This window comes from Nonomuraea sp. NPDC049486 (genome assembly GCF_040676925.1).
In the GTDB taxonomy this organism is placed as follows: domain Bacteria; phylum Actinomycetota; class Actinomycetes; order Streptosporangiales; family Streptosporangiaceae; genus Nonomuraea; species Nonomuraea ferruginea.
The window spans coordinates 99921-124413 of the sequence record NZ_JBFAPV010000004.1; the positions used below are offsets into that span (position 1 = coordinate 99921).

Annotated in this window: 23 protein-coding genes and 1 tRNA gene; 17 read left to right on the forward strand and 7 right to left on the reverse strand. The window is 69.8% G+C overall.

Annotated elements, in window-relative coordinates; translation table 11 throughout:
- Positions 1-7 precede the first annotated feature (7 nt).
- Positions 8-928 carry an RNA polymerase sigma factor SigJ gene (sigJ, locus tag AB0K05_RS12825; protein ID WP_364228992.1) on the reverse strand — a complete coding sequence of 307 codons (921 nt, stop codon included), beginning with the start codon at positions 926-928 and terminating at the stop codon, positions 8-10.
- Positions 929-1077: 149 nt separating this feature from the next.
- On the opposite strand from sigJ, the gene AB0K05_RS12830 reads away from it, so the two are divergent.
- Positions 1078-1707, forward strand: a complete 630-nt coding sequence (locus tag AB0K05_RS12830; protein WP_271280136.1) for an LUD domain-containing protein — start codon at positions 1078-1080, stop codon at positions 1705-1707.
- A gap of 175 nt (positions 1708-1882) precedes the next feature.
- Here AB0K05_RS12830 and AB0K05_RS12835 read toward each other — a convergent pair whose 3' ends face one another.
- The gene (locus tag AB0K05_RS12835) at positions 1883-2323 is read right to left on the reverse strand and encodes a nuclear transport factor 2 family protein (protein WP_271280142.1); all 441 of its coding nucleotides are present in this window, start codon (positions 2321-2323) and stop codon (positions 1883-1885) included.
- Positions 2324-2526: 203 nt separating this feature from the next.
- Positions 2527-3228: a hypothetical protein gene (locus tag AB0K05_RS12840; protein WP_271280135.1), complete on the reverse strand. Its 702-nt coding sequence runs from the start codon at positions 3226-3228 to the stop codon at positions 2527-2529.
- A 135-nt stretch (positions 3229-3363) separates the two neighbouring features.
- On the opposite strand from AB0K05_RS12840, the gene AB0K05_RS12845 reads away from it, so the two are divergent.
- Complete coding sequence (locus AB0K05_RS12845; protein ID WP_219551492.1) at positions 3364-3993, forward strand: DUF998 domain-containing protein; 630 nt, start codon at positions 3364-3366, stop codon at positions 3991-3993.
- A gap of 314 nt (positions 3994-4307) precedes the next feature.
- Here AB0K05_RS12845 and AB0K05_RS12850 read toward each other — a convergent pair whose 3' ends face one another.
- On the reverse strand, positions 4308-4967 hold the full coding sequence (locus AB0K05_RS12850; protein WP_148035694.1) for a response regulator transcription factor: 660 nt from the start codon (positions 4965-4967) through the stop codon (positions 4308-4310).
- On the reverse strand, positions 4964-6109 hold the full coding sequence (locus AB0K05_RS12855; RefSeq protein WP_364228996.1) for a sensor histidine kinase: 1146 nt from the start codon (positions 6107-6109) through the stop codon (positions 4964-4966). Before AB0K05_RS12855 ends, AB0K05_RS12850 begins: the two co-directional genes overlap by 4 nt.
- A gap of 110 nt (positions 6110-6219) precedes the next feature.
- Here AB0K05_RS12855 and AB0K05_RS12860 point away from each other — a divergent pair, with 110 nt between their 5' ends.
- The 3 genes from AB0K05_RS12860 to AB0K05_RS12870 all read left to right on the forward strand — a co-directional run bounded on the left by AB0K05_RS12860 (position 6220) and on the right by AB0K05_RS12870 (position 8839).
- Entirely contained in the window at positions 6220-6876 is a 657-nt protein-coding gene (locus AB0K05_RS12860) for a DUF4386 family protein (RefSeq protein WP_333485750.1), read from the forward strand.
- Between the two features lie 185 nt (positions 6877-7061).
- The gene (locus AB0K05_RS12865) at positions 7062-8000 is read left to right on the forward strand and encodes a hypothetical protein (RefSeq protein ID WP_364228998.1); all 939 of its coding nucleotides are present in this window, start codon (positions 7062-7064) and stop codon (positions 7998-8000) included.
- A 356-nt stretch (positions 8001-8356) separates the two neighbouring features.
- The gene (locus AB0K05_RS12870; RefSeq protein WP_364229000.1) at positions 8357-8839 is read left to right on the forward strand and encodes a hypothetical protein; all 483 of its coding nucleotides are present in this window, start codon (positions 8357-8359) and stop codon (positions 8837-8839) included.
- Here AB0K05_RS12870 and AB0K05_RS12875 read toward each other — a convergent pair.
- Positions 8821-8906 (reverse strand) — tRNA-Leu (locus AB0K05_RS12875). The genes AB0K05_RS12870 and AB0K05_RS12875 overlap by 19 nt on opposite strands.
- 382 nt (positions 8907-9288) lie before the next feature.
- Between AB0K05_RS12875 and AB0K05_RS12880 the strand changes: the two genes are divergently transcribed.
- Positions 9289-9762, forward strand: a complete 474-nt coding sequence (locus AB0K05_RS12880; protein WP_271275245.1) for a hypothetical protein — start codon at positions 9289-9291, stop codon at positions 9760-9762.
- Between the two features lie 192 nt (positions 9763-9954).
- Positions 9955-11886 (forward strand): chaplin, encoded by a 1932-nt coding sequence (locus AB0K05_RS12885; RefSeq protein WP_271275246.1) that lies wholly within the window; start codon positions 9955-9957, stop codon positions 11884-11886.
- A 151-nt stretch (positions 11887-12037) separates the two neighbouring features.
- On the opposite strand, the gene AB0K05_RS12890 is transcribed toward AB0K05_RS12885, so the two are convergent.
- A complete protein-coding gene (locus AB0K05_RS12890; RefSeq protein WP_148035686.1) occupies positions 12038-12235 on the reverse strand; it encodes a DUF5703 family protein in 198 nt (65 codons plus the stop codon).
- Between the two features lie 190 nt (positions 12236-12425).
- Here AB0K05_RS12890 and topA point away from each other — a divergent pair, with 190 nt between their 5' ends.
- The 10 genes from topA to AB0K05_RS12940 all read left to right on the forward strand — a co-directional run bounded on the left by topA (position 12426) and on the right by AB0K05_RS12940 (position 24481).
- The gene (topA, locus tag AB0K05_RS12895; protein ID WP_271275247.1) at positions 12426-15122 is read left to right on the forward strand and encodes a type I DNA topoisomerase; all 2697 of its coding nucleotides are present in this window, start codon (positions 12426-12428) and stop codon (positions 15120-15122) included.
- 55 nt (positions 15123-15177) lie between these two features.
- Complete coding sequence (locus tag AB0K05_RS12900) at positions 15178-16350, forward strand: metallophosphoesterase (RefSeq protein WP_271275248.1); 1173 nt, start codon at positions 15178-15180, stop codon at positions 16348-16350.
- 63 nt (positions 16351-16413) lie between these two features.
- Entirely contained in the window at positions 16414-16923 is a 510-nt protein-coding gene (locus tag AB0K05_RS12905; protein WP_148035683.1) for a helix-turn-helix domain-containing protein, read from the forward strand.
- A gap of 160 nt (positions 16924-17083) precedes the next feature.
- Positions 17084-19126 (forward strand): dTMP kinase, encoded by a 2043-nt coding sequence (tmk, locus tag AB0K05_RS12910; protein WP_148035682.1) that lies wholly within the window; start codon positions 17084-17086, stop codon positions 19124-19126.
- 9 nt (positions 19127-19135) lie between these two features.
- Complete coding sequence (locus AB0K05_RS12915; RefSeq protein WP_271275249.1) at positions 19136-20308, forward strand: DNA polymerase III subunit delta'; 1173 nt, start codon at positions 19136-19138, stop codon at positions 20306-20308.
- 63 nt (positions 20309-20371) lie between these two features.
- Positions 20372-20914, forward strand: coding sequence for a dihydrofolate reductase family protein (locus AB0K05_RS12920; RefSeq protein WP_148035680.1), 543 nt, complete (start codon positions 20372-20374; stop codon positions 20912-20914).
- A 34-nt stretch (positions 20915-20948) separates the two neighbouring features.
- Positions 20949-21476 (forward strand): sigma-70 family RNA polymerase sigma factor, encoded by a 528-nt coding sequence (locus tag AB0K05_RS12925; RefSeq protein WP_261808962.1) that lies wholly within the window; start codon positions 20949-20951, stop codon positions 21474-21476.
- Complete coding sequence (locus tag AB0K05_RS12930) at positions 21473-22435, forward strand: permease-like cell division protein FtsX (RefSeq protein WP_364229006.1); 963 nt, start codon at positions 21473-21475, stop codon at positions 22433-22435. The genes AB0K05_RS12925 and AB0K05_RS12930 overlap by 4 nt, the downstream gene beginning before the upstream one ends.
- A gap of 101 nt (positions 22436-22536) precedes the next feature.
- Positions 22537-23373, forward strand: coding sequence for a regulatory iron-sulfur-containing complex subunit RicT (ricT, locus tag AB0K05_RS12935; protein WP_271275311.1), 837 nt, complete (start codon positions 22537-22539; stop codon positions 23371-23373).
- Positions 23374-23449: 76 nt separating this feature from the next.
- Entirely contained in the window at positions 23450-24481 is a 1032-nt protein-coding gene (locus AB0K05_RS12940; protein WP_271275252.1) for a DUF2776 family protein, read from the forward strand.
- Positions 24482-24493: the final 12 nt, after the last annotated feature.

Consider the following 24493-nt stretch of genomic DNA (forward strand, 5'->3'; position numbering starts at 1 on the left):
ACGCGCCTCAGCACGTCCAGTGACGGAGTTTCTGGGGGTTGCGTACGGCCCAGATGCGCTTGATCCGGTCACCCGCGACCTCGAACGCGAACACCGTCACGGTGACGCCGGCTTGCTGAGCCACCAGACCGGGCTGACCGTTGACCGTACGCTCCAGGATCGTCACGTCGCCGGGCTTCTGATCGGCGATCTCGACCAAGGCACGCGCGACCTGCCCGCCGCCTTCGATGGGATGCAGGAAGGTGGTGGCGAGGCCGCCGCCGTCGGCGATCGCCGTGGCGTCGGGGTCGAGCAGGCGGATCAGGGCGTCGATGTCCTTGGCCTCCCACGCCTGCTTGAAGTCCTTGACGATGCCGGCCTGCTGGGCTGCCGGACTCGCGGGGCTCCGCGATTCGCGAATGCGGCGGCGGGCCGAGGAGGCCAGCTGGCGGCATGCCGCCGGAGTCCGGCCGACGATCTCGGCCACTTCGGCGAAGGAGTGGCAGAAGACATCGTGCAGGATGAACGAGACGCGTTCGGCCGGGGTCATCGATTCGAGCACGACGAGAAAGGCCATGTTGACCGACTCGTCCAGGGTGACCCGGTCGGCCGGGTCGACGGTCGCACCGCCCGGCCGCCCGCTGATCCACTCCGTACGCTCGGGCAGCGGCTCGGGGATCCACTCGCCCACATACCGCTCCCGCCTCGCGCGCGCCGAGCCGAGCACGTCCAGGCAGATGCGCCCGGCGACCCTCGTCAGCCAGGCGCCGGGGGACTCGATGGCGTCCTGCTGCTGCCGGGACATGGCGTACCAGCGGGCGTAGGTCTCCTGTACGACATCCTCCGCCTCGGCCAGGGAGCCCAGGAGCCGGTAGGCGAGGTTGATCAACTGACGCCGCTCGCTCATGAGCGCACTCAGGCCGTGTCCTGGCTCGGATCGGGTGGTCATGGTGTCGACGGCTCCCTCGGTCGCAGCTGCCCTCATTGTTCGACGAGACAGCGCGCCGAACTGTGAGGTCGGCACGTCACCTCACATTCGCGGGGACTGCGTCGTCGTACTGCCGAGACGAACACGTCATCCAGCGAACAGGAAGCTTCATGACCACCTCAACGCCGGCAGCACCGTTCACCCACCCGGCATCCGCGCAGCGCCTGGAGCGGGCGGCCGCCGCGCTGACGGACCACGGCTTCACCGTGGAAATCCTCGACGACGGCGCCGCCGCGCGTACCCGCGTCAAAGAGCTGATACCCGAGGGCGCCAGCGTGTTCACCGGGGCCAGCGAGACGCTCCGCCTGTCCGGCATCGAGGAGGACATCAACACCAGCGGGCGCTACGACGCCGTCAAGCCACGCGGCCTGGCCATGGACCGCGCCACCCAGATGCGCGAGATCTGGCGGCTCATGTCCACCCCCGACGTCATCGTGGGCAGTGTCGCCGCGGTCACCGAAACCGGCTCCCTCGTGGTCGCCTCGGCCACCGGAAGCCAGCTGCCCGGCTACGCCGGCGCCGCAGCCCACGCGATCTGGATCGTCGGGGCGCAGAAGGTGGTGTCCGACCTGCCCACCGCGCTGCGCCGCGTCGAAGACCACTGCCTCCCGCTGGAGAACGACCGCGCCATGAAGGCCTACGGCGCGCCCAGCGCCCCCAACCGCCTGCTCATCCTCAACGCGGAACCCCAGCCCGGACGCGGCACCGTCCTGCTGCTCCGCGAGACCATCGGATTCTGAGCCACAGAAGCCGTCACCGCAGGCGTGCGAGACGTCGCCGCCCCGGAGAGTGCCCGGCGCCACACCGGCGCCGGGCACTCTGGTCCCGCGGCCAGGTCTCATCGTGCCGCCACGAACCCTTCACCATCCGGCCGGGCGCGTCCGCCTGCACGGACAGGTGCGCTTCGGCGACTCGTCAGGGCTCAAGGTCGGCCGCGGCTCTGCCGCTGGCGACGTCGAACGGCACAGAGACCTGGTCGTGCGCGACGACCCAATGGTCGTCGGTCTTCCGGAAGCAGAACGTGGCCCGGACCCACATGCCCTTCGTCGCCGTCCCGTTCTCCAGCGTGCCGCTGAGCCGACCGAAAGCGTGGCCGAACGCCACGTCATCGCCAACGGTGAGCGTCAGGTCGCGAAGCTCGTAATCCACATCCCGGAAGAACGTGAACGCCTTCGTCCAGTTCGCCATCTTCGCCTCGATCCCCACATGCTGCAGCGGCGGCTCGACGTCGAAGGAGACGACGTCCGTCGCGTAAAGCCGCCTCAGGGTCTCGAGATCCTTGGCCCGGATTCCTTCGACGATCGTCTCGACCAGCCGCTCGATCTCGGCTTCGTCTACCTCACGGTGCGCGGCCATCGTCACTCATCACTCCCCATCGTGGGATCTGGGCTTGTCACCAGTCCGACGACACAGCACCCCGGGATGTCAGGCCCGCCCCACCGGCCGGGGCGCCCCGGTCATCGACCGTGTTCGGCGGTCCGGTGCCGCAGAGTGAGGCGCGCCCGAGGAACACGACGGCGGCGATCCAGCCCCACGAGGTGCACCGCGTGAGTGAAGGCTCATGGTGCGGCTGCCGCTCCGTAGAGATCACGCAGCCAGACGGTCCACGCGTGGGACGATTCTCGCTCGGAGCGGGTCTGAACGCCGTACTCGTACACGCCGACGGCCACCGGGGAGCCGAAGCGGTTGCGGCCGAAGGCGCGGTAGAGGGCGTCCTCGGTGCGCACGCCGATGAAGGCGTCGTCGTGGAAGTCGAGCACCCCGGCCTTGGCGGCGGCGCCGGGCACGGGCAGGGTGAGCTCGGAGCCGGTGGGCGTGTCCGCCGCGATACCCCAGGCGGAGCGGATCCTGTCGAGGGCGTCGGCGGTGATCGACGACTTCGGCGCGAGCGCCTCGAAACGTCGGAAGCTCCGGCCACGGAAGTACCTGAGGTACTGGCTGAGGGTGTGCGTGTACAGCTCGGTGTGGCGGCGCGCCCCTTCGTACTCGCTCTCCCAGTCGTCGACGAAGATGCCGCTGTGCACGTACCGGAGGTACGAGCCGCCCGGGGACGGGGTGATGTCGAACGCGATCTGGTTGAACCAGTCGCCGATCTCCGTCCGCAGCACCCCCCGGCTGGGCGGTTCCCACACCACGACGGTGCTCCGGGACAGGTCCAGCGGGATCGACCAGGCGGCGGAGTCGCGCGTCACCGCGTGCCAGACGTCCTCTGGCTCAGCGGGCAGTTCGCTCTCCCGCTCGATCCGAAAGTCCCTACTCATGGGCGAGCTCCGATCTCATGGCGGACAGTCTGCAGCGACATGAAGTTTTTGTCTAGACAACAATCATCTTATGGACAAAAATAAATGTCGGTGATCGCACAGGACCTTCACCATCCACCCCGAAGGGATCGACCCATGACCAGCGCCCGCTTCCCCCTCGCCCTCGGACCGTTCGCGGCCGCCCTGTTCATGGCCGTCGCGACAGTCGAAGCGATCTCCCGGCCGGCCTTCGATCTGACCAGACACGCGATCAGCATGCTCAGCCTCGGCGACCGCGGCTGGCTGATGGCGAGCACCTTCGTCATCAGCGGGATCGCGGTCATCGCGCTGGCGATCGGGCTGCGCGAGGCGCGGGCCGGCCGGCCGCGCACGGTCGCCGGTCCCGTCCTCACCGCGATCTTCGGCGCCGGCCTGATCTTGGCCGGGATCTTCCCCGCACCCGCGGGCCTCGGCTTCCCCGAGGGCACTCCTCAGGATCTGCAGCCGGTGATGACCACCACCGCGATCATGCACTCCGTCGCCTTCAACCTCGCGTTCGGCTCGCTGATCGCCGCGACGTTCGTGTTCGGGCGGGCGTACGGCCGCGAGCGCGCCCGCCTCTGGCAGGTCGTCTCGATCGCGACCGGCGTGGCCCTGCCCGTGCTCATCGTCTCGGGCATGGCGGTGCTGATCCCGACGGGGGTCGCCTTCTACGTGGCGGCGGTCCTCGCCTGGCTGTGGCTCGCGGCAATCGCCCTGGAGCACGCGAAGCGGGTCCGCGTGTAGGTGGTTCTGCTGTGCTCGATGGCTCTGCGGCTGTTTGTACATGATCGTTGGGGGATCGCGCTGCTCGCCCGAGGGCAGGCGCCCAAGGACGCAGAACGTGGGGCGTGTGGTCAGTCCAGCCCGGGCGGCCGGCGTGGCAACTGAGCATCTGGCCCGGCGTGGGAGCGAGTCGTCAGGCAGCGTGGCGGTGGGCCTTGGCGAATCGTCTTCTCGGAGGCTACGACGAAGACGGCCGAGCCCAGCTTCGCCGCCGACGTCAAGGCGTTGCTCGGGCCGGAGGCGATCGCGCTGTGAAACGAGCCCGATGTGACGGGCTATGCGTCCCAGCCTCGGTCGCCGGCTTGGACCAGGCCTGATTCGTACGCGAGGACTGCGAGTTGCACACGGTCGCGGAGGTTCAGCTTGGTCAGCAGACGGGAGACGTAGGTCTTGACCGTGGCCTCGGTGAGGAACAGTGCGCCGGCGATCTCGGCGTTCGATCGACCTCGTGCGACCTGCCGCAGCACGGCCGCTTCTCGTTCGGTCACGTTGGGCAGCGGAGCTGGGCTGGTGGAAGGCGCTGTGGCGAACCGGTCGAGTAGCCGGCGGGTGAGCTTGGGAGCGAGCATCGCCTCGCCCCGGGCCACGACGCGCACCGCGTGCACCAGGTCATCGGGAGGGACGTCTTTGAGGAGGAACCCGCTGGCGCCCGCCCGCAGGGCGCCGTACACATATTCATCGAGATCGAAGGTGGTCAGCGCCATCACGCGGACGCCGGGCTGCCGCGCAACGATCCGCCGGGTGGCTTCGATGCCGTCCAGCCGGGGCATCCGTACGTCCATGAGGACGACGTCGGGGCGGTGTTCGGCACAGGCGGTGACGGCTTCGACTCCGTCTCTGGCCTCGGCGACGACCTCCAGGCCGCCTCTTTCGAGGATGAGTCGGAAGCCTTCCCGTAGAAGCGCCTGGTCGTCGACGATCAACACGCGGGTCATGCCGGTTCCAGGGGAAGGACGGCGGCGACGGCGAACCCGCGGTCGGGCAGTGGGGCGGCTTGCAGCGTTCCACCGTACAGCGCCGCCCGTTCCCGCATTCCGATCAGGCCGTGTCCGGTTCCGGCGGTGCCCGGGCGTCCGCAGCCGTCGTCACGTACGTCGATGCGCAGCTCGTCGGCGCTGAATGTCACTCCCACGCTGACCTCGGTGGCGGCGTTGGCGTGGCGGCGCGCGTTGGTCAGCGCCTCCTGCACGATCCGGAATGCTGCGAGGTCGAGGCCGGCGGGCAGCGCCCGCGGCGCCCCGGCCACGGTGAACTCCACGGGAAGCCCGGATTTCCGAGCGTCGTCGACCAGTGTCTGCAGGCCCGACAGTCCGGGCTGGGGTGAGAGCAGGCCGACCTCGTCGGTGTCGCGAAGCATGGTGACTACCCGTCGCATTTCAGCGAGGGCGCCGTTGCCGGTGCGTCGGATAGTGGCGAGAGTACGGCGCACCCGGTCGGGGTCGTCGGTGACCATCTGTTCGGCCGCGCCTGCCTGTACCACCATCACGCTCATCGCGTGTGCGACGATGTCATGCAGTTCGCGGGCGATGCGGGTGCGTTCCTCGATGACGGCCTGTGCCGCCTGTTCGGCTGCGGCGACCTCGGCCGCCACCGCCCGCCGCTGAGAGGACCGGGCGTGACTGGCCATGATCGACTGCCAGCGGCCGAAGGCGAAGCAGACGCCCACGACACCCCAGTGGTACAGCATTTCGCCGAACCCGCCGAGCAGATCGATGAACAGGTCGGCGTAGATGAGGGCCGCACCGGCCATGGCCGCACCGATCCACGGCTCGCGTCCCTTGCCATGGCGCGCCACCGAGAACACGGCGATCAGGAACGGCACGAACTGCCCGAAGAACAGCAGGAACCCAAGCTGGGCCGAGGCGCACAGCCCGACAATCGTCACGGCGGTCGTCGGGATCGGGTGGGTGCGCCGCCACCACAGCGAAGCCGTGACGACCAGCACCTGCACGCTCGTCGCGAGCGGATCCCCGTCGCCCTGCCGCGATCCGAGCGGAAGCCATATCTCGGTGAGGCCCGTGACGAGTACGGCCAGACACAGGCCGACATCGGCGGTCCGGCGCCACCACACGTCCATGGGGGTCAACTGTAGGGGACGAGCAGGTCGAAGACATCAGCCCGAAGTTGACACCGCTGACCACTCTCGGCCGACTACAGTGACGAGCCGCTCAGACTTGACTGTCGCACATGACACGACACCTTCGCATTCTCATAGCGGTCTGCCTCCTCGCGTTTGCCCTGCTCAGCGTCGGCTTCATGGCCCTACAGCCCGAGCTGCCCGATGACCGGGCGCAGTGGCTCGCCACGATCGCCGACGCGCGTGCGGGCGCGTCGGCCGCCGCCCAGATGTTCCTCTGGTCCCAACTGCCGTTCGCGGTCGCGGTCGTGGGGCTGGTCGCCTGGCTGCGGCCGAGGTTCCCGCGACTCACGATCATCGGTGGCGTGTTCGGGGTGCTCGGCGCGTTCGGCCACACCGTAGCCGGCGGTTGGACGCTCACCCAGGTCGTGATGGCCGATGAGCCCGCCCACCGTGACGCCTACTCCCAGCTGATCGCCGCGCAGGAGCAGTCGGCCCTGATCGTCCCGTTCCTCCTGATCGGTGTGGTCGGCACCGTGGTGGGCATGCTGCTGCTGTCGATCGCCCACTTCCGTTCGCACGTGCATCCGCGATGGGTCGGCCCGGTGCTGTGGGTGTGGCTCGCGGTGGAGTTCGTCGGCAGCGGCATCAGCCCGTGGGCGATGTACCTGTCCGGGCTGCTGCTTCTTGCCGGTTGCAGTGGGCTCGCGGCCGGCCTGCTCGCCGCACGCCAGGACGAGTGCAGGTCTTTTGCCGTGACTGACTGAGCTGAGGGTTCCGCTCCTGAAAAACGGTGTGGCCTAGCGGAATCGAAGCGAAGGCGAAGACGGCAAATGATTCGAGTTCTTCAACTCCGCAGACTCGCTCACGCGAATGGTACGCTTTCGCGATCAGTGGCCGTTCTCTGGCCTGTAGCAGAAGGCATACGTCGATGCGCCGTTCACCAGTGCTCTTGTCCGCCGTACTCATCGGCCCCGCGGCGATGCTCGTAACGCCGGTTCCGGCCGAGGCCGCCATTCCTGATGTGGTGCGCGCCGTGCAGCAGCAGCTTGTCAAAGGCGCGAGTATGAAGTTCACCCAGTACGGCACCGTCACGTTCAACGGCAGAAACAGATCCGCCGACAACATGGCCCGCGTGTTCCGCTTCAACCCGATCCAGGACGGAAGGCTGCAACTGGGCAGGAACGGAGTCGCCGCGGTAGGGCTCACCCGCCGGGTGAACTTCGACAGGGAGAACCTCCCGCTCGCCAAGGAACACGCCGCCGAAGGCGATCTGGTCGCGAAAAGCCTGCTCACTCAGACTCGGCCGCACCGCTGGGTCAACACGAACGGCTGGTTCTACGACACGGGGCGGTTGTGGACCGCCGGCCTGCCTGAGGGAAAGACCTGGGCGCGGCGCGGAAAGGGCACCCCCGCGGCCACGGCTTTCCGTGACCAGGTCATCAACATCTTCGAGATCCGAACGCTCAAGACGCTGATTGCCGACGCCGACGAGCGGAAGTTCGGCCTGCCGAATCCGGCCGGCAAAACTCCGGCCATGAGGAAGACCGGATGGTATTCGGGCTCCATCACGTTCGGCGAGCTCTACAAATTGTCGCCCACATTTCGTGAGGTGGCCGGGAAGCGGCCTGACGCGAGTATCGCAAACAAGGCCGTCGGCTGGCGCATCATTTTCGATGCGAATGGCCTGCCCTTCCAGTTCGGGTCGGGCTGGAGTGTCGAGGACAAGCGGAAAGGGGCCGACGGCGGCGCTGTGATCAAGGCCGTGTCCTGGGGTTCCGCCACGACCATCGCACGGCCCAAGCCGGCTCAGGTCGGCGTCGTCCGCGCTCCCGCTGGAGGCCTGCCGGCGTTCGACACCATGGTCGACATGAACGAAGCCGCCCTGTAGCGCGGAATCGGATGCGGACGGAAGGCGTGCCGCTGCGCTCACGTCTGAACGCAAGGGATCGCGCGTCGGCGCGGCAACTTGCCGGCGTTCACCCCTTGGACGTGGTGCGGCGTCTGTCGGTCGTGCTTCAGCGCGGTCTGTTGGAGCGGGACGATCCATGGATAGTGGAGCAGTTCCGGCAGCGTATGCGCCTGCTGCGTGGGATGCCCGGCGCGGGCCACAGCAGGGTGGGCTCGTTGTAGAGGGGGATCTGGTGGAGGCCGGGCCAGTCCTCGATGGGGTTGAGCGCTGTAGAGGCGGGTCGCGGTCTGTTCGTCGGAGGCGGCGCTGCGGATGACCTGCGGGAGTCGGAGATCTTGGATGAGGTCGATGGCCGGCTGGGGACCGAGTTCGGGCCGAAGTCGCTGGAACGCACGATCGCGGCGATGGCAGAGCAGGTGATCGACCCCAACGAGGCGGCCCTGGTCGACTTGCGGAAACGCCTGTCCAAGTGTGATCGCAAGCTGGGTCAGTACCGCTCTGCCCTCGATGCCGGAGGGGACCCTATCGAGATCGCCGGATGGATCAACGAGACGAAGATTGAACGCGCCCACCTGGTGGGTGAGCTCAAGGCCGCCCCGGCCGCGCAGCGCATCAGCGTCGCGGAGATCAGGTCGATGATCGAGGAGGTCGGCGACCTGGTGCGGCTGGTCGGTGAAGCGGACCCGGACGACAAGGCCGCGCTCTACACCCAGCTCGGGCTGAAGCTCACTTTCTACCTGGAAAAGCAGTATGTGGAGGCCCGGATTGCTCCGGAGCCCCCACATGTGCGTTCGGTTTGTGTCCGAGGGGGGACTTGAACCCCCATGCCCCGCAAAGGGCACTAGCACCTCAAGCTAGCGCGTCTGCCTATTCCGCCACCCGGACGTGGTGCCTGCACGCGAGACCGTCATCCCGCGTCGGCTCCGTAAGGTTAGCAAACCTTTCGGGGTGCGTCATACCAGCTATGGGGAGAGACGCCATGCGTGACGCACAGGTCGCCGGGAGCAGGCCGTGTCATGGGGGGCGAGGGTGGTTCGAGGGGGTTTGGGCGGGCGGGCTTGACCAGTTGCTGGATCTCCGGTGAAAAGCGCTTGCGACAACCTTGAGTACTGCTACGGTTACGGACCGTTGAGGGGTTGTCATGCGACCGGCCCTTGCGCCGGTCGTCCTTTCGGGAGGTCACGTGGCACGCATGACCGCACAGCGGCAGAGGGAGCGGTCCCTCGCTGTGCGGAGCGTGCCCACCGGCGCCCGCCGGGTTGACCGGATGGCGCGGTTCGCGGCCGTCGCTCGTCGGGTCCTGGTGCGTGCGGTTGCAGTCGGCGGTCTTGTGGCCGCCGGCTGGCTGCTCGCCGTGATCTTCCAGATGCTCACCGCCGCTCCCGCGGCCGCGGATTCCATCGCGGCGACAGGGACGGCGATAGGAGCGGCGTCAGGAAACGGCTCATCCCTCGCGGTCGTGGCGTCCGACGACGCCGAGGCCATGGCGGGGCTGACGGTCGACGGGCTCACCAGCCAGTCGGACCACGGTCTGCCGTCGCCCGGCCCCACCGGCCAGATTCTCGACACCGACGGTCTGGTGCCCACCGGCGGTGGCAACGGCCCGTTCGGGCCGAGCATGGGGGATGTCACACGGTACGGGTTCGACCCGCGGCTCGATGTGAGGCGCGTCGTTCCCGCTTACGTGCGACCCCCTGTCGTCCGCGCAGCGGCGGACGACCCTTCTTTCTCACCTGACTAATCCCCGCCACAAGGTTCCGGCCCTTTTCCGGCCGGCGGCGGAGCGTGGGCGAGTTCCCCTCCGTCAGCGGGTGACATGTCGATCACTTCAGCAGGTTCGCGCTCCCCGGGGTTTCCGCTGTGCTCTCGCATGGCTCCGGGCCGGCCGCGGGCTGTCAGGTAATTCCCCCCAAACATCAGTAGGAGCATTCTCATGCGTACATGGGCGAAGGCTTCCACCCCCGCGGCTCTGCTCGCCGTGGCGGTCCTGTCGTTCGGCGGCGGCACGGCTTCGGCCGACACCGACGGCGACCACTCCATCGGCGGCGGCAACCAGGTCAACCTGCCGGTCTCGCTGCCGATCGACATCAGCGGCAACGCCGTCGGCGTGGCCGGCGACTCCACCGCCACCTCGGCGGGCGGCGCGTCCGTCGTCGACCAGGGCAGGGGCGGCATCTCCGACCGGACCTCCGGCGAGTCGAGCGTGCTCGGCGGCAACCAGATCAACGCGCCGATCAGCGCGCCGGTCAACGCCTGCGGCAACGCGGTCTCGCTGTTCGGCAACTCCGACGCCGGGTGCAAGGGCGGCGCGACCGTGCGCAAGTCCGGCAAGGGCGGCGCGGGCGGCAACCGCACCTCCGGTGACCGCAGCATCATCGGCGGCAACCAGATCAACGCGCCGATCTCGGCCCCGATCAACGCCTGCGGCAACGCCGTGGCGATCTTCGGGGACGCGGCCGCGGGCTGCCAGGGCGGGGCCTCGGTGCGCAACACCGGTACGGGAGCGGGCGGCAACACCACGTCGGGCCGCGGCTCGGTGCTCGGCGGCAACCAGGTGATCGCGCCGATCAGCGCGCCGGTCAACATCTGCGGCAACTCGGTGGCCGCGTTCGGCGACGCGTTCGCCGGGTGCCGGGGCGGCGCGTCCGTCACCAACGACGGCGGTCGCCGCCACCAGAGCCACGGCTATCAGCGCGGCTCCACCGGCAACGACACCGACGGCCGGTTCGGCGCGGGCAGCGGCAACCAGGTCGTGGCCCCGATCAACCTGCCGATCACCGCCTGCGGCACCTCGGTCGGCAACGCGACCTCCGGGTGCAAGGGCGGGGCGAGCGTGCACAACAAGGGAGGCAGCTCCGGCGCCGGCGGCAACAGGACGTCCGGCCGGTCGGGCGTGCTCTCCGGCAACCAGATCGTGGCCCCGATCACCGCCCCGGTCAACGTGTGCGGCAACGCGGTCGCCGTGGCGGGTGACGCGTTCGCCGGGTGCGTCGGCGGCGTCTCGGTGAAGAACGGCGGCAAGGGCGCGGGCGGCAACAGGACGTCCGGCCGGTCGGGCGTGCTCTCCGGCAACCAGATCGTCGCCCCGATCACCGCCCCCATCAACGCCTGCGGCAACGCCGTGGCGGCGCTCGGCAAGTCCGAGGCTCACTGCAAGGGCGGGGCGAGCGTGCACAAGAGCGGCGGCTCCGGCGCGGGCGGCAACAGGACGTCCGGCCGCTCGGGCGTGCTCGCCGGCAACCAGCTGGTCGCGCCGATCACCGCTCCGGTCAACGTCTGCGGCAACGCCGTGGCCGTCCTGGGCGACGCCGCCGCCGGGTGCCTCGGCGGCGCCCACGTGGGCCGCCCCGGCCCCGGCAAGGGCTACCGCCACAACACCCCGCTGGCCGGCAAGGCGCGCCAGAGCGGCGGCGGCATGGTTCCCGCCCTGCCCGTGCTGCCCGCGCTGAGCGGCGCGCAGGGTCTCGGCAACGCCTCCCAGCAGATGAGCGGCGGCGGCCTGCCGGTCGTCGGCGACGTCGTCGGCCAGCTCGGCCTGCCGCAGGTGCCCGGCATGCCCGGCCTGCCGTCGACCCCGGCCACGCCCGCCAAGTCGGCCAAGCCTGCCAAGCCGTCCAAGAAGCACACCGCGGGCTCCGCGAACCCGGCCACCGAGCTGGTCGCCGCCACCCCGGTCGGCGGCACGGTCAAGTCGCTCACCCGCGGCCTGCCCGCCGGCGACCTGGGGCTGATGAGCGCCGCCCAGCCCGCGGGCGTCACCGGGATGTCCGCCGCCTCGCTGCTGGCCCTGGCGCTGGGCGGGCTGTTCGCGGTGACGGCGACCCTGTTCGCGGCCACCCGCCGGTTCCGTCCCACCAGCAAGTGACACCCGCTGAGCGACCCGCGCCTCGGATAGCTCATAGGTAGGTGTCCGCATACGGCCGCTGCCCCTGGAAGCCTTCCAGGGGCAGCGCGCGCTGAACGCTTTGCCCGTTCCGGGGGCGCGGCCCGGGACGGGCAAAGCCATGCCCGGGTGTTCAGCCTGGGCGTGCGAGGGTGCTGCGCACCCGTACGATCTTGCGTCGGAGGCGTACGTGCCTGCTGCCGTCCGCGTGCTTGCGCACTCGGGCGAGTTCCCACTTGCCGTACTCTGCGTGCTCGGTCAGCAGCTGACGTGCGGCTTCTCGGGAGAGGTCGCGCGGGATGAAGAGATCCATGTAGGAGTAGTCGAGCACAACGATTAGTCTCCAGGGTGAGTCAGGGCGCCATGCCGCTCGATGGGCCCTATTCTGCGTGCTCGTGGATGGACCCGGAAGCCAGTGGGTAGCCCGGGGGAAGGAAATTTCCGAGCGAGGGGTTACCTTTCAGATCTATGCCGGACGTCCGGCAGGGGGACTGCAAGCGAACAGCGAGGTAGGAAGCAGCGTGCCAGCCAACAACGGCAGTGCCGGCGGAAGACGTCTGGTGATCGTCGAGTCGCCCGCCAAGGCGAAGACCATCGGCGATTACCTCGGCGCCGGCTACATCGTCGAGTCGAGCATCGGCCACATCCGCGATCTGCCGGAGAAGGCCGACGACATCCCCGAGAAGTTCAAAGGGGAGTCGTGGGCACGCCTCGGCGTGAACGTCGAGCACGACTTCGAGCCGTTGTACGTGGTCAACCCCGACAAGAAGTCTCAGGTCAGCAAGCTGAAGCAGCTGCTGAAGGACGCCGACGAACTCTACCTGGCGACTGACGAGGACCGCGAGGGCGAGGCGATCGCCTGGCACCTGCGCGAGGTGCTCAAGCCGAAGGTGCCGGTGCACCGGATGGTGTTCCACGAGATCACCCCGCAGGCCATCCGCGACGCCGTCGCCAACCCCCGTTCGCTCAACCTGCGCCTGGTCGACGCCCAGGAGACCCGCCGCATCCTCGACCGCCTCTACGGCTACGAGGTCAGCCCGGTCCTGTGGAAGAAGGTCAAGCCGAGGCTGTCCGCCGGCCGCGTCCAGTCGGTGGCGACCCGGCTGGTGGTGGAGCGCGAGCGCGACCGCCTGGCCTTCACCGCCGCCCACTACTGGGACCTGCAGGCGCTGTTCGACAGCGGCAAGCCGGAGGAGCGGCCGCGCGACTTCAGCGCGACGCTGACCGGCGTCGACGGCAAGCGCGTGGCCCAGGGCCGCGACTTCGCCAGCACCGGGCAGTTGAAGAACGCCGACGTGCTCCACCTGTCGGAGCAGGCCGCCGGCGAGCTGGCCGCCAGGCTCGGCGACTCGTCGTTCGCCGTCAAGTCCGTCGAGCGCAAGCCGTACACGCGCAAGCCGTACGCGCCGTTCCGGACGACCACGCTGCAGCAGGAGGCCAGCCGCAAGCTGGGCTTCTCCGCCAAGTACACGATGCAGGTGGCGCAGCGCCTCTACGAAGAGGGCTACATCACCTATATGCGGACCGACAGCATCACGCTGTCGGAGACCGCCGTGCAGGCCGCGCGCTCGCAGGCGATCAAGCTGTACGGCGCCGCGTACGTCCCCGACAAGCCGCGCCTCTACAGCAGCAAGGTCAAGAGCGCGCAGGAGGCCCACGAGGCGATCAGGCCGTCCGGCGAGGAGTTCCGCACGCCGGGCGAGACCGGGCTGAGCGGCGACAGGTTCCGGCTCTACGAGCTGATCTGGCAGCGGACCGTGTCGTCCCAGATGAAGGACGCGGTCGGCGAGTCGATCCAGGTCAAGGTGGGCGGCCGGTCGTCGGCGGGCGAGGACGTCGAGTTCGCCGCCTCCGGCCGGACGATCACGTTCTACGGGTTCCTCAAGGCGTACGTGGAGGGTCACGACGACCCGGCGACCGACCGCGACGACTCGGAGAAGCGGCTGCCCAACCTGGCGGAGGGCGACGCGCTCACCGTCTCGCGGCTGGACGTCGCCGCCCACTCGACCAAGCCGCCGGCCCGCTACACCGAGGCGTCGCTGGTCAAGGAGCTGGAGGATCGGGAGATCGGCCGTCCGTCGACGTACGCGTCGATCATCGGCACGATCCTCGACCGGGGCTACGTGTTCAAGAAGGGCACGGCGCTGGTGCCGTCGTTCCTCGCCTTCGCCGTGGTCAACCTGCTGGAGCAGCATTTCGGCAACCTGGTCGACTACGACTTCACGGCCGACATGGAGAAGGTGCTCGACGACATCGCCAACGACCGGGCGGAGCGGGTGCCGGAGCTGCAGCGCTTCTACTACGGTGGCGACGGCGACGAGGGCCTCAAGGAGATGGTCACCGACCTGGGCGACATCGACGCCAAGGAGATCAGCTCCTTCCCGATCAGGGGCACCGACATCGTCATCCGGGTCGGCCGTTACGGCCCGTACCTCGACCGTGAGGGCACGCGCGTCAACGTCCCGGAGGACATGACCCCCGACGAGCTGACCGCGGAGAAGGCCGAGGAGCTGATCTCGCGCCCGACCGGCGACCGTGAGCTCGGGCCCGATCCGGTGACCGGTCACATGATCGTGGCCAAGGACGGGCGGTTCGGGCCGTACGTGACCGAGGTGCTGCCCGAGGAGGCGCCGCCCGCCGAGGGCGAGAAGAAGCGGCGCACGAAGAAGGCCGACGCGCCCAAGCCGCGCACGAGCTCCCTGTTCAAGACGATGTCGCTCGACACGATCACGCTGGAGGACGCGCTCAGGCTGCTGTCGATCCCGCGCGTGGTGGGCGAGCTCGACGGTGAGCAGGTGGTGGCGCACAACGGCAAGTTCGGGCCCTACCTGAAGAAGGGCTCCGACTCGCGGTCGCTCGGGTCCGAGGAGGACCTGCTCACGGTCACGATCGACCAGGCCAAGGAGCTGTTCGCGCAGCCGAAGCAGCGGGGCAGGGGGCGGGCCGCGGCCGCGCCGCCGCTGCGCGAGCTGGGCGATGACCCCCACTCCAAGAAGCCGGTGGTGGTCAAGGAGGGCCGGTTCGGTCCGTACGTCACCGACGGCGAGACCAACGCCTCGCTCCGCAAGGGCGACACGGTGGAGGAGATCACCATCGAGCGGGCGGCGGAGCTGCTGGCCGAGCGGCGCGACCGCGCGCCCGCTCCGAAGAAGACCTCCACCAGGAAGGCTCCGGCGAAGAAGCCGGCCGCGAAGAAGAAGCCCGCCACCAAGTCCTGAGAGGGCTCTCAGGGGGCGGACCGCGCCGGTTCGGGGCCGCTCATAGCATGACGGCGTGGCGTTCCTGTTCGTGGTCCTGGGCGTGTTAGCCGGGGTCCACTTCTACCTGTGGCATCGGCTGGTGCGGGCGACGACGCGGCCGGGGGCGGCGCGCGGGCGGCTGACCTTCGCGGTGGCCGGGCTGTTCGTGCTCGTGGTGGTCACGTTCGTGGCGCAGCGGGTGCCGTGGCTGTCGTGGCTGGCCTGGCCGGGCTTCATGTGGGTCGCGGTCATGTTCTACCTGTTCTGGATCCTGCTGGCGCTGGAGGTGCCGCGGGCGGTGCTGGCGGCGGTGCTGCGCGCGAGGGAGCCCGTGCCCGCGGGCGGAGCCGTCCTGGTCGCCGACGCGCCCGCCGACCCCGGCAGGCGGCTGTTCATCGGGCGGGCGACCGCGCTGGCCGCCGGGGTGGGCGCGCTGGGCACGGTCGGGTACGGGGTGACGCGGGCGCTCGGCGACCCCGTGATCGAACGCGCCTCGGTCACCCTGCCGGGGCTCGACTCCCGGCTGAGCGGCCTGCGGTTCGCCGTGGTGAGCGACATCCACCTGGGCCCGCTCACGGGAAAGGCGCACACCGAACGCATCGTCCGCATGATCAACGGGCTCGAGGCCGACGTGGTGGCGATCGTCGGCGACATGGTCGACGGCACGGTCGAGGCACTCGGGCCGCTGGCCAGGCCGCTGCGCGACCTGGAGTCCCGGTACGGGTCCTACTTCGTGACGGGCAACCACGAGTACTACACGGCCAACGGGCCGGGCGAGTGGGTCGAGGAGCTGAGCGACCTGGGGGTGCGCTCGCTGCGCAACGAGCGGGTGGAGATCCGCCACCAGGGCGCCGTGCTGGACCTGGCCGGGGTGAACGACGTCACCGGCACGGCCGGGGGCGACGGCCCCGACTACGCCGCGGCGCTCGGCGGCCGTGACGAGAGCCGCCCGGTCGTGCTGCTCGCGCACCAGCCCGTGCAGGTGGCCGAGGCCGCGCGTCACGGCGTCGACCTGCAGCTGTCCGGTCACACGCACGGCGGGCAGATGGTGCCGTTCAACCTGATCGTGCCGCTGCAGCAGCCCGTGGTGTCAGGGCTCGCCGCGGTGGACGGGGTCCAGGTGTACGTGACGCGCGGCGCCGGGTTCTGGGGCCCGCCGGTGCGGGTGGGGGCGCCGCCCGAGATCACGCTGCTGGAGATTCGCTAACCGGCTGCGTTCGGTCGGCTACATGTTGTAGTATCCCGGCGGATACTTCGGAGGTGGTCACTCATGTCTTCCCCCGGTGGAGGGCTGCCCGACGTCACTTTCTGGGCCGCTCGCGGCGCCCTGCTGCTGAAGCAGGCACGTCACGAGGCCAGCATGCGCCAGCAGCAGCTGGCGGGGGTGTGCGGCACGTCACGCACCACGCTGTCGGCCTACGAGCACGCCCGCAAGTCGCCCACGCTGGAGACCGCGGGCCGAATCCTCGACGCGGCGGGGTTCCGGCTGGCGCTGGAGCCGAAGGTGGAGTTCACCGGCGGCGTCCCCAACAGGCTGCCGCGGTTGCCGGTCGGCCAGGCGCTCGGCCGGGTGCGGGTGCGCGAGCGGGCCTACGACCTGTCCGTGCGCGAGCAGCGCCGCCAGGCATACTCGGCGCTGCTGCGCGACGGCGACTCCGAGCAGCTGCTCACGTACGTCGACGAGCTGCTGCTGGTCGACCTGTGGGACGAGCTCGACCTGCCGGCGGGCGTGCGGTCGCGCTGGGCGCCGGTCATCGAGCGGGCCAGGGCGCGGATGTGAAACGGCGGCGTGCCCCCGGCGATGTTGTTGGTGGGGCCCATTCGCCCGGTGTGCCATGCGCACCAGGCCATGGACGTACTACCCTCAGCGACGACCAGTCCGTTATTTCCGGACTCGTCGCTGTCATCCCACTCCCAGAACACCTGGATACGCTGACATCATGACCGCCATCGGCCGAAGCCGTCAGGCTCACGTGCTGGCCAACGCCCCCTTCCGCAGGTTGTGGGCGGCCATGTCGGTGTGCAGCCTGGGCGACTGGCTCAACCTCCTCGCGCTCACCGCGCTGGCGGGAAACCTCACCCAGGGCGACTTCCGCACGCAATCGCTCGCCATCGGCGGCGTGTTCGTCGCCAAGATGCTGCCCGCCGTGCTGCTCGGGCCGCTGGCGGGGGCCTTCGCCGACCGGTTCGACCGGCGGCTGACCATGGTGTTCTCCGACGTGGCCCGGTTCGCCGTGGTGCTGTCGATCCCGGTGGTCAACAGCTACCAGTGGGTGATCATCGCCACCGTCCTGGTGGAGTGCGTCAACCTCTTCTGGGTGCCGGCCAAGGACGCCACCGTTCCCAACCTGGTGCCCAAGCAGCAGCTCGAGTCGGCCAACCAGCTCAACCTGCTGGTCACGTACGGGAGCGCGCCGGTCGCGGCGGCCGTGTTCGCGATGCTGTCGGTGGTGGCCGACGTCGGCCGCAGCGTGGTGCCGCTCCTGGCCGGGCTCGACCCCACCGCCCTGCCGCTGATCGTGAACGCGGGCGCCTACCTCGTGTCGGCCGCCCTGATCTTCACGCTGCGCGACATCCCCAAGCGCGACGGGGCGATCTCCACGCCGTCGGTGCTCAGGCAGATCGTCGACGGGTGGCGGTTCGTCGGCGGCAACCGCCTGGTCCGCGGGCTGATCATCGGCATGCTCGGCGCGTTCGCGGCGGGCGGCGCGGTCATCGGCGTCGCCAAGCTCTACGTCGAGGACCTCGGCGGCGGCGACGCGGCCTACGGCGTGGTGTTCGGCGCGGTCTTCGTCGGCATGGCGCTGGGCATGTTCTTCGGGCTGCGGCTGCTCAGCGGCCTGTCACGGCGGCGGCTGTTCGGGCTGTCGCTGGTCGTGGCCGGGTTCGTGCTGGCCGCCATCGCGCTGGTCCACAACCTGGTGATCGTGGTCATCCTGACCGTGATGCTCGGGGCGTGCGCCGGCATCGCCTGGATCATCGGCTACACGCTCATCGGCCTGGAGGTCGAAGACGGCCTGCGCGGGCGCACGTTCTCGTTCCTGCAGTCCACGGCACGGGTGACGCTGCTGCTGGTGGTCTCCGTGGCCGGTCCGCTCGCGGCGCTGTTCGGCCGGCGCGGCGTGGACGTGGGCGCGCTGAGCTACGAGTTCAACGGCACCAACCTGGTGCTCCTGCTCGGCGGCGTGCTGGCGGTGGTCGTCGGCGTGCTCAGCCTGCGCCACATGGACGACAGGAAGGGCGTGCCGATCCTGACCGATCTGATCACGGCCGTGCGGGGGAAGAGCTTCCGCGGCGAGCCGGCCGAGCGGATGCCGGGGCTGTTCGTGGCCTTCGAGGGCGGCGAGGGGTCGGGCAAGACCACCCAGGCCAGGATGATCGCCATCTGGCTGCGCGACCAGGGCTACGACGTGGTGCAGACCCGCGAGCCCGGCGCCACCAAGGTCGGCATGCGGCTGCGCGCCATCCTGCTCGACGCCGCCGAGCGCGGCCTGTCGGGGCGGGCCGAGGCGCTGCTCTACGCGGCCGACCGGGCCGAGCACGTCGAGAAGGTCATCCGGCCGGCGCTCTACCGGGGCGCGATCGTGGTGTGCGACCGCTACGTCGACTCCTCGCTCGCCTACCAGGGCGCGGGCCGCTCCCTCGACCCCGACGACGTCTCCAAGGTCAACGCCTGGGCGACCGGCGGGCTCGTCCCGCACCTGACCGTGCTCATCGACACCCCGCCCCAGGTCGGCCTGACCAGGCTCGGCGGGGCGGCCGACCGGATCGAGTCGGAGCCGCTGGAGTTCCACGAGCGGGTGCGCAAGGAGTTCCGCGCGCTGGCCGCCGCCGCCCCCGACCGTTACCTGGTCGTCGACGGCACGCTGCCGCCGGAGCAGATCACCGCGGTCGTCCAGGACCGGGTACGCGAGATCCTGCCCGATCCGGTGCCGCGCGAGGCCGAAGACGTCACGGGCACGATGCCCGCCATCCGCGACTAGCCTTGTCGCGTGGGCGTCTTCGATGACCTGGTGGGGCAGGACCGGTCCGTCTCCGTGCTGTCGCGTGCCGCCGCGGCGGCGGCCGAGGTCGTGGCGGGCGGGCGCGGCGCGGGCATGACCCACGCCTGGCTGTTCACCGGCCCGCCGGGCTCGGGCCGCGAGGACGCGGCGCGGGCGTTCGCGGCGGCGCTGCTCTGCCCCGACGGCGGCTGCGGCCACTGCGACCAGTGCCACCAGGTGCTGATCGGCTCCCATCCCGACCTGGAGCAGGTCCGTCCCGCCGGGCTCTCCTACGGCGTCAAGCAGACCCGCGAGCTGATCCTGCGGGCGGCGGGCGCGCCGACGCAGGGCCGCTGGCGGGTGATCCTGTTCGAGGGCGCCGACCGGGCCACGGAGTCGGCGGCCAACGCCCTGCTCAAGGCCATCGAGGAGCCACCGCCGCGCACGGTGTGGCTGCTCTGCTCCCCGGCCCCCGACGACCTGATGATCACCATCCGGTCCCGCTGCCGGCTCGTCACCCTGACCACGCCGACCACCGAGGCGGTGGCGCACGTCCTGGCCACCCGCGACTCCGTGCCCCCCGACATCGCCCGCTTCGCCGCCCGCGCCGCCCAGGGGCACCTCCCGCGCGCCCGCGCGCTGGCGCTGGACGAGGGAGCCAGGGCCAGGCGCGAGGCCGTCCTGGCCATCCCGCGGTCGCTGACCGGCGTCGGCGAGTGCGTGACGGCCGCCGAACGCCTGGTCAAGACCGCCGAGGAGGAGGCCGCCGCGGCCACCGCCACGCTCAACGAGTCCGAGACGAGCGAGCTGCGCAAGGTCTACGGCGAGGGCTCCACGGGCAAGGGCCTCAACCGCGGCCTCGTACGCGGGGGAGCGGGCGCCCTGAAGGAGCTGGAGGACCGGCAGAAGTCCCGCGCCACCCGCATCAAGCGCGACTCGCTCGACGCGGCGCTGCTGGAGCTGGTGTGGTTCTACCGCGACGTGCTGGCCATGCAGCTCGGCGCCACGGTCGAGCTGGCCAACGACGACCTCCGCTTCGACCTCGACCAGCTCGCCCGTACGACCACGCCGGAGGAGACGCTGCGCCGCGTCGACGCGGTCATGCGCTGCCGCGAGCGCCTCGACCTCAACGTCAACCCGCAGATCGCCGTCGAGTCGATGATGCTGGCACTTCGCGTGTGAAGGCGTGTCGATTCCCCGTTCTCTCGTTCGACGCGTCGGTGAGTCGAATGAGAGGACGAGATCATGCGAAAGATCATCGAGCAGGGTGTCGTGACGCTGGACGGGGTCATCAGCACCCCGCAGGAGTGGGTCGTGCCCAACTGGTCCGGCGAATACGAGGCCATCTCACGGGACCTGCTGTTCTCCGTGGACGCCCTGCTGTACGGGCGCGTCTCGTACGAGGCGCACGCGCAGGTGTGGCCGGGCATGGAGGAGGGGTACGGCGAGTACGCCGTCAGGATGAACAGCCTGCCCAAGCACGTCGCCTCACGGACGCTCCGCGAGACCGCCTGGAACGCCACGCTGATCGACGGTGACGTGGCCGAGGGGGTCGCCAAGCTCAAGGAGCAGCCCGGCGGGACCATCCTGAAGGTCGGCACGGGCGGCGAGCTGAGCCGCACCCTGCTGGAGCACCGGCTGGTCGACGAGTACCTGTTCTGGCTGTTCCCGACGATCGCCGGCGGCGGCGAGCGGCTCTACGACGGCATCCCCGCGACCCACTTGAAGCTGGTGGACGTCAAGCGGATCGACTCCGGCATCCTGGGGCTCACGTACGTCCCCAAGTGAGGCAGCAGATGCGGGGGTGAAGCGTCTCTGTGATGTGGAAGTCGAACTCGTCACCCAAGGAGAGGCGCTGACGCGCGAGCGGGTCGATGTGGCGGCGATCTTCGCCGAGCACCAGGTCGGCCTCGTCCGCCTCGCGTTGATCATGGTGGGGGATCAGGCGACGGCGGAGGACGTCGTCCAGGATGCCTTCGCCCGCACCCACGCCGGCCGCGCCCGGTTGCGCGATCCCGGCAGGGCGCTGGGCTACGTGCGCTCGGCCGTGCTCAACGGCTGCCGGTCGGTGCTGCGCCGCCGGGCGACCGTGTTCAGGCGGGCGGTCCCGTACGAACCGCCCGTCTGGTCGGCGGAGAGCGCTGTCATGCTCTCGGAAGATCGGCGTGCGGTGCTGGCGGCCCTGCAGGGGCTGCCGCGAAGGCAGCGGGAGGCGCTCACCCTGCGCTACTACCTGGATCTCACCGACCAGGAGATCGCCGAATCCATGCGGATCGGCGCGAGCACCGCCAGGTCGACGATCGCGCGAGGGCTGGCCGCCCTCGGCCGGGCTCTTGGGGAGGACTCATGAACAGCTCTGTGGAAGACCGTCTGCGCGGCGCGCTCGCGGAGGCCGGGGAGACGGTCCAGGTCGAGACGATCGCGCCGTTGCGCGGCGGCCGCCGGAGCCAGGTGCGCCCGCGCTGGATCGCCACGGGGATCGCGGTGGCGGTCGGGGTGATGCTCGCCGTGATCATGGCCCCGCTTCTGCCAGACGGCGACGGGCCCTCGGTGGCGGTGGCACCGCCCCGGGACCAGGCCGACCTGGCCGTCTACCTGTGCAGGATCGCGGCGGACCCTCAGTGTGATGCCGACGAACGGGTTGTCGAGAACGCGCTGCGCGGCATCCCGGGAGTGGACGAGGTCCACTTCGAGGACCGGCGCAGCGCCTACGAGGCCATGCGCGCCTTCTACTCGGACGACCCTTCCCTGGTCGAGGGCATCACCCCGGACGACCTTCCCCAGGCGTTCCGGCTGGTGACGCGGCCCGGAGCCGACATCGAGAGCATCTCCCGCCAGGTTGGGCAGGTGCCGGGTGTCGCCGAGGTGGTGGCCCTGGGCGAGCTCAAGGCGGCTCTGTCCGATGCCGACATGGAGCTGTCGGTCTTCCTGTGCACGTCCGAGAGGGAGCGTTGCGGCGGGAAGACCGCGAGCGGCGCGCAGAAGGCCGCGGTGTCGCGGGCGCTCGCGGCCCTGCCGGAAGTCCAGTCGGTCACCTTCGAGGACCAGGAGGCCGCGTTCGAGAACTTCCGTGAGTCGTTCGCGCACAACGAAGCGCTGGTTTCGGCGACTCGGATGAGCGACATGCCTGAGAGCTACCGGGCCGTCCTCCGGCCCGGCACGGAGTTCCGTACCAGGAGGAAACTCGCCGCCGAGCTTGGGCGCATGCCGGGTGTCTCGCAGGTCATCGACCAGAAGTGTCTCCTCGCCGAGCATGCCCTGCACGCCCGCTTCGGCATCCGCGCCGACGCGATCGAAGCCTGCGAATAGCGCCCTGCGCCCCTCACGCTCACGCGATCGCACACGTAATGTGTCAACGAAGGCCGTAAGAACCCCCGAGGCCGTCAGGAGGCGAGCACGAGCCCATGGGAATGATCATGGCCGTGAGCTTCACCCGCTACGGACGGCTCTACTACCTGGATCCCGGCGGGCACAGCCCGAAAGTGGGCGACAAGGTCCTGGTCCCGACCGACGCCGGGCCCGAGGTGGCGGAGTGCGTGTGGGCGCCGCAGTACACGAGCGAGGAGATCACCGGGCTGCCGGTGTGTGAGGGCATAGCGGGCGAGGAACACCTGACCCGCGACGAGACGAACAAGCGCCGCCGGGCCGAGGCCCGCAGCGTCTCCAAACGACTGATCAAACGCCACAGCCTGCCGATGAAGGTGGTGGGCGTCGACTTCCTGGACAAGGAGAACGTCTACACGGTCTATTTCTCCGCCCCGCACCGGGTCGACTTCCGCGCTCTCGTACGGGATCTGGCCCGCAACCTGCGGGCCAGGGTGGAGCTCCGCCAGATCGGCCCCCGCGACGAGGCCCGGCTCCAGGGCGGGATCGGGCCGTGCGGGCGGGACCTGTGCTGTGCGACCTTCTTGAAGGACTTCGAGCCGGTGTCGGTTCGCATGGCCAAGGACCAGGATCTTCCGGTCAATCCGCTGCGGATCGCCGGGGCCTGCGGGCGGCTGATGTGCTGCCTGAAGTACGAGCATCCGCTGTACGTCGAGACCCGGTACAGGATGCCTCGCTCCGGCAGCCGCGTGACCACGCCGCAGGGCGACGGAACCGTGATCGGGCACAACGTTCCGGCCGACACGGTCACGGTCCGTCTGGACGACGGGGGGCGGCGCTGCGCGTGCCCGTCGGCGTCCGTCTGCTCGCCGCGGCGGCAGCACGACAAGATGTACGGCGCAGGGGAGGATCTTACGGAGTAAGCGGCGTCACCGTTCGGTTACTGATTGTCACCCTCGGGTAGGCATGGCCTGTCGGGGGTGAACGGTGAATTTCACGATGAGCGTGATCTTCCGCGCCATACCACTGGTCATGGGCGTCATCTGCGCCGCGTACGGCCTGTACATCTACGCGGGAGGCCCGGACTCCAACCATTTCGTGGCCGGTCACGTGGTCGTGGCCCTGGCCGCCATCTGCTACGCGCTCTTCACCACCGCGGCCACGATCATCCGCCAGCTGATCGACCGCTACAACAAGATCTGGCGCGTCGTCCTGCCCGTCAGCGGCTACGCGGTCGCCCTCTTCACGATCATCTACGGGATCGTCCTCATCACCCGAGGCGGGGAACCCCAGAACCTGGTGGCCGGCCACGTGGTCGCCGGCGTCGGCCTGATCAGCGTCTGCGTCAGCACCGTGGCCACCGCCTCGACCAGCTTCTCCCTCATCTCGGTCAACGACGCCCGGAAGCGGGAGGACGAGGCGCCCATGGAAGCCTATTCGGCGACCACGGGGAAGATCCTCATCGCGTTCCCTCTCGTCTGCGCCCTCATCGGGTTCATCTGGGCCTTCATCCTCATGGCCCAGCCCGACGCCGCCCACTACACGGCAGGCCACGTCGTCTTCGGCCTCGCCGCCATCTGCGCCAGCCTGATCGCCCTGGTCGCCAGCATCGTCCGCCAGGTGCGCAACGCCTTCGACGAGCCCGAACGCTTCCGCTGGAGCTGGCTGGTCATCGCCATGGGCACCATCAACATCCTCTTCGGCATCTACGTCCTCGCCGCCTCCGACGAGCCCTACCGCATCGCGCCCGGCTGCGTCCTCATCGGGCTGGGCCTGATCTGCTACAGCATCCTGTCCAAGGCCCTGCTCCTGGCCCTGGTCTGGCGCCGGTCCTTCCCGCTCGCCAACCGCATCCCCATGATCCCGGTGGCCACGGCACTGGCCTGCCTGTTCTTCGCGGCCTTCCTCTTCGAGGCGGAGGTCTCCGACGCTTCCTTCTTCGTGCCGGCCCGGGTGCTGGTGGGGCTGGGGGCCGTGTGCTTCACGCTCTTCTCCATCGTCTCGATCCTGGAGGCTGGTACGTCGGGGTAGGGGTGGATTGTC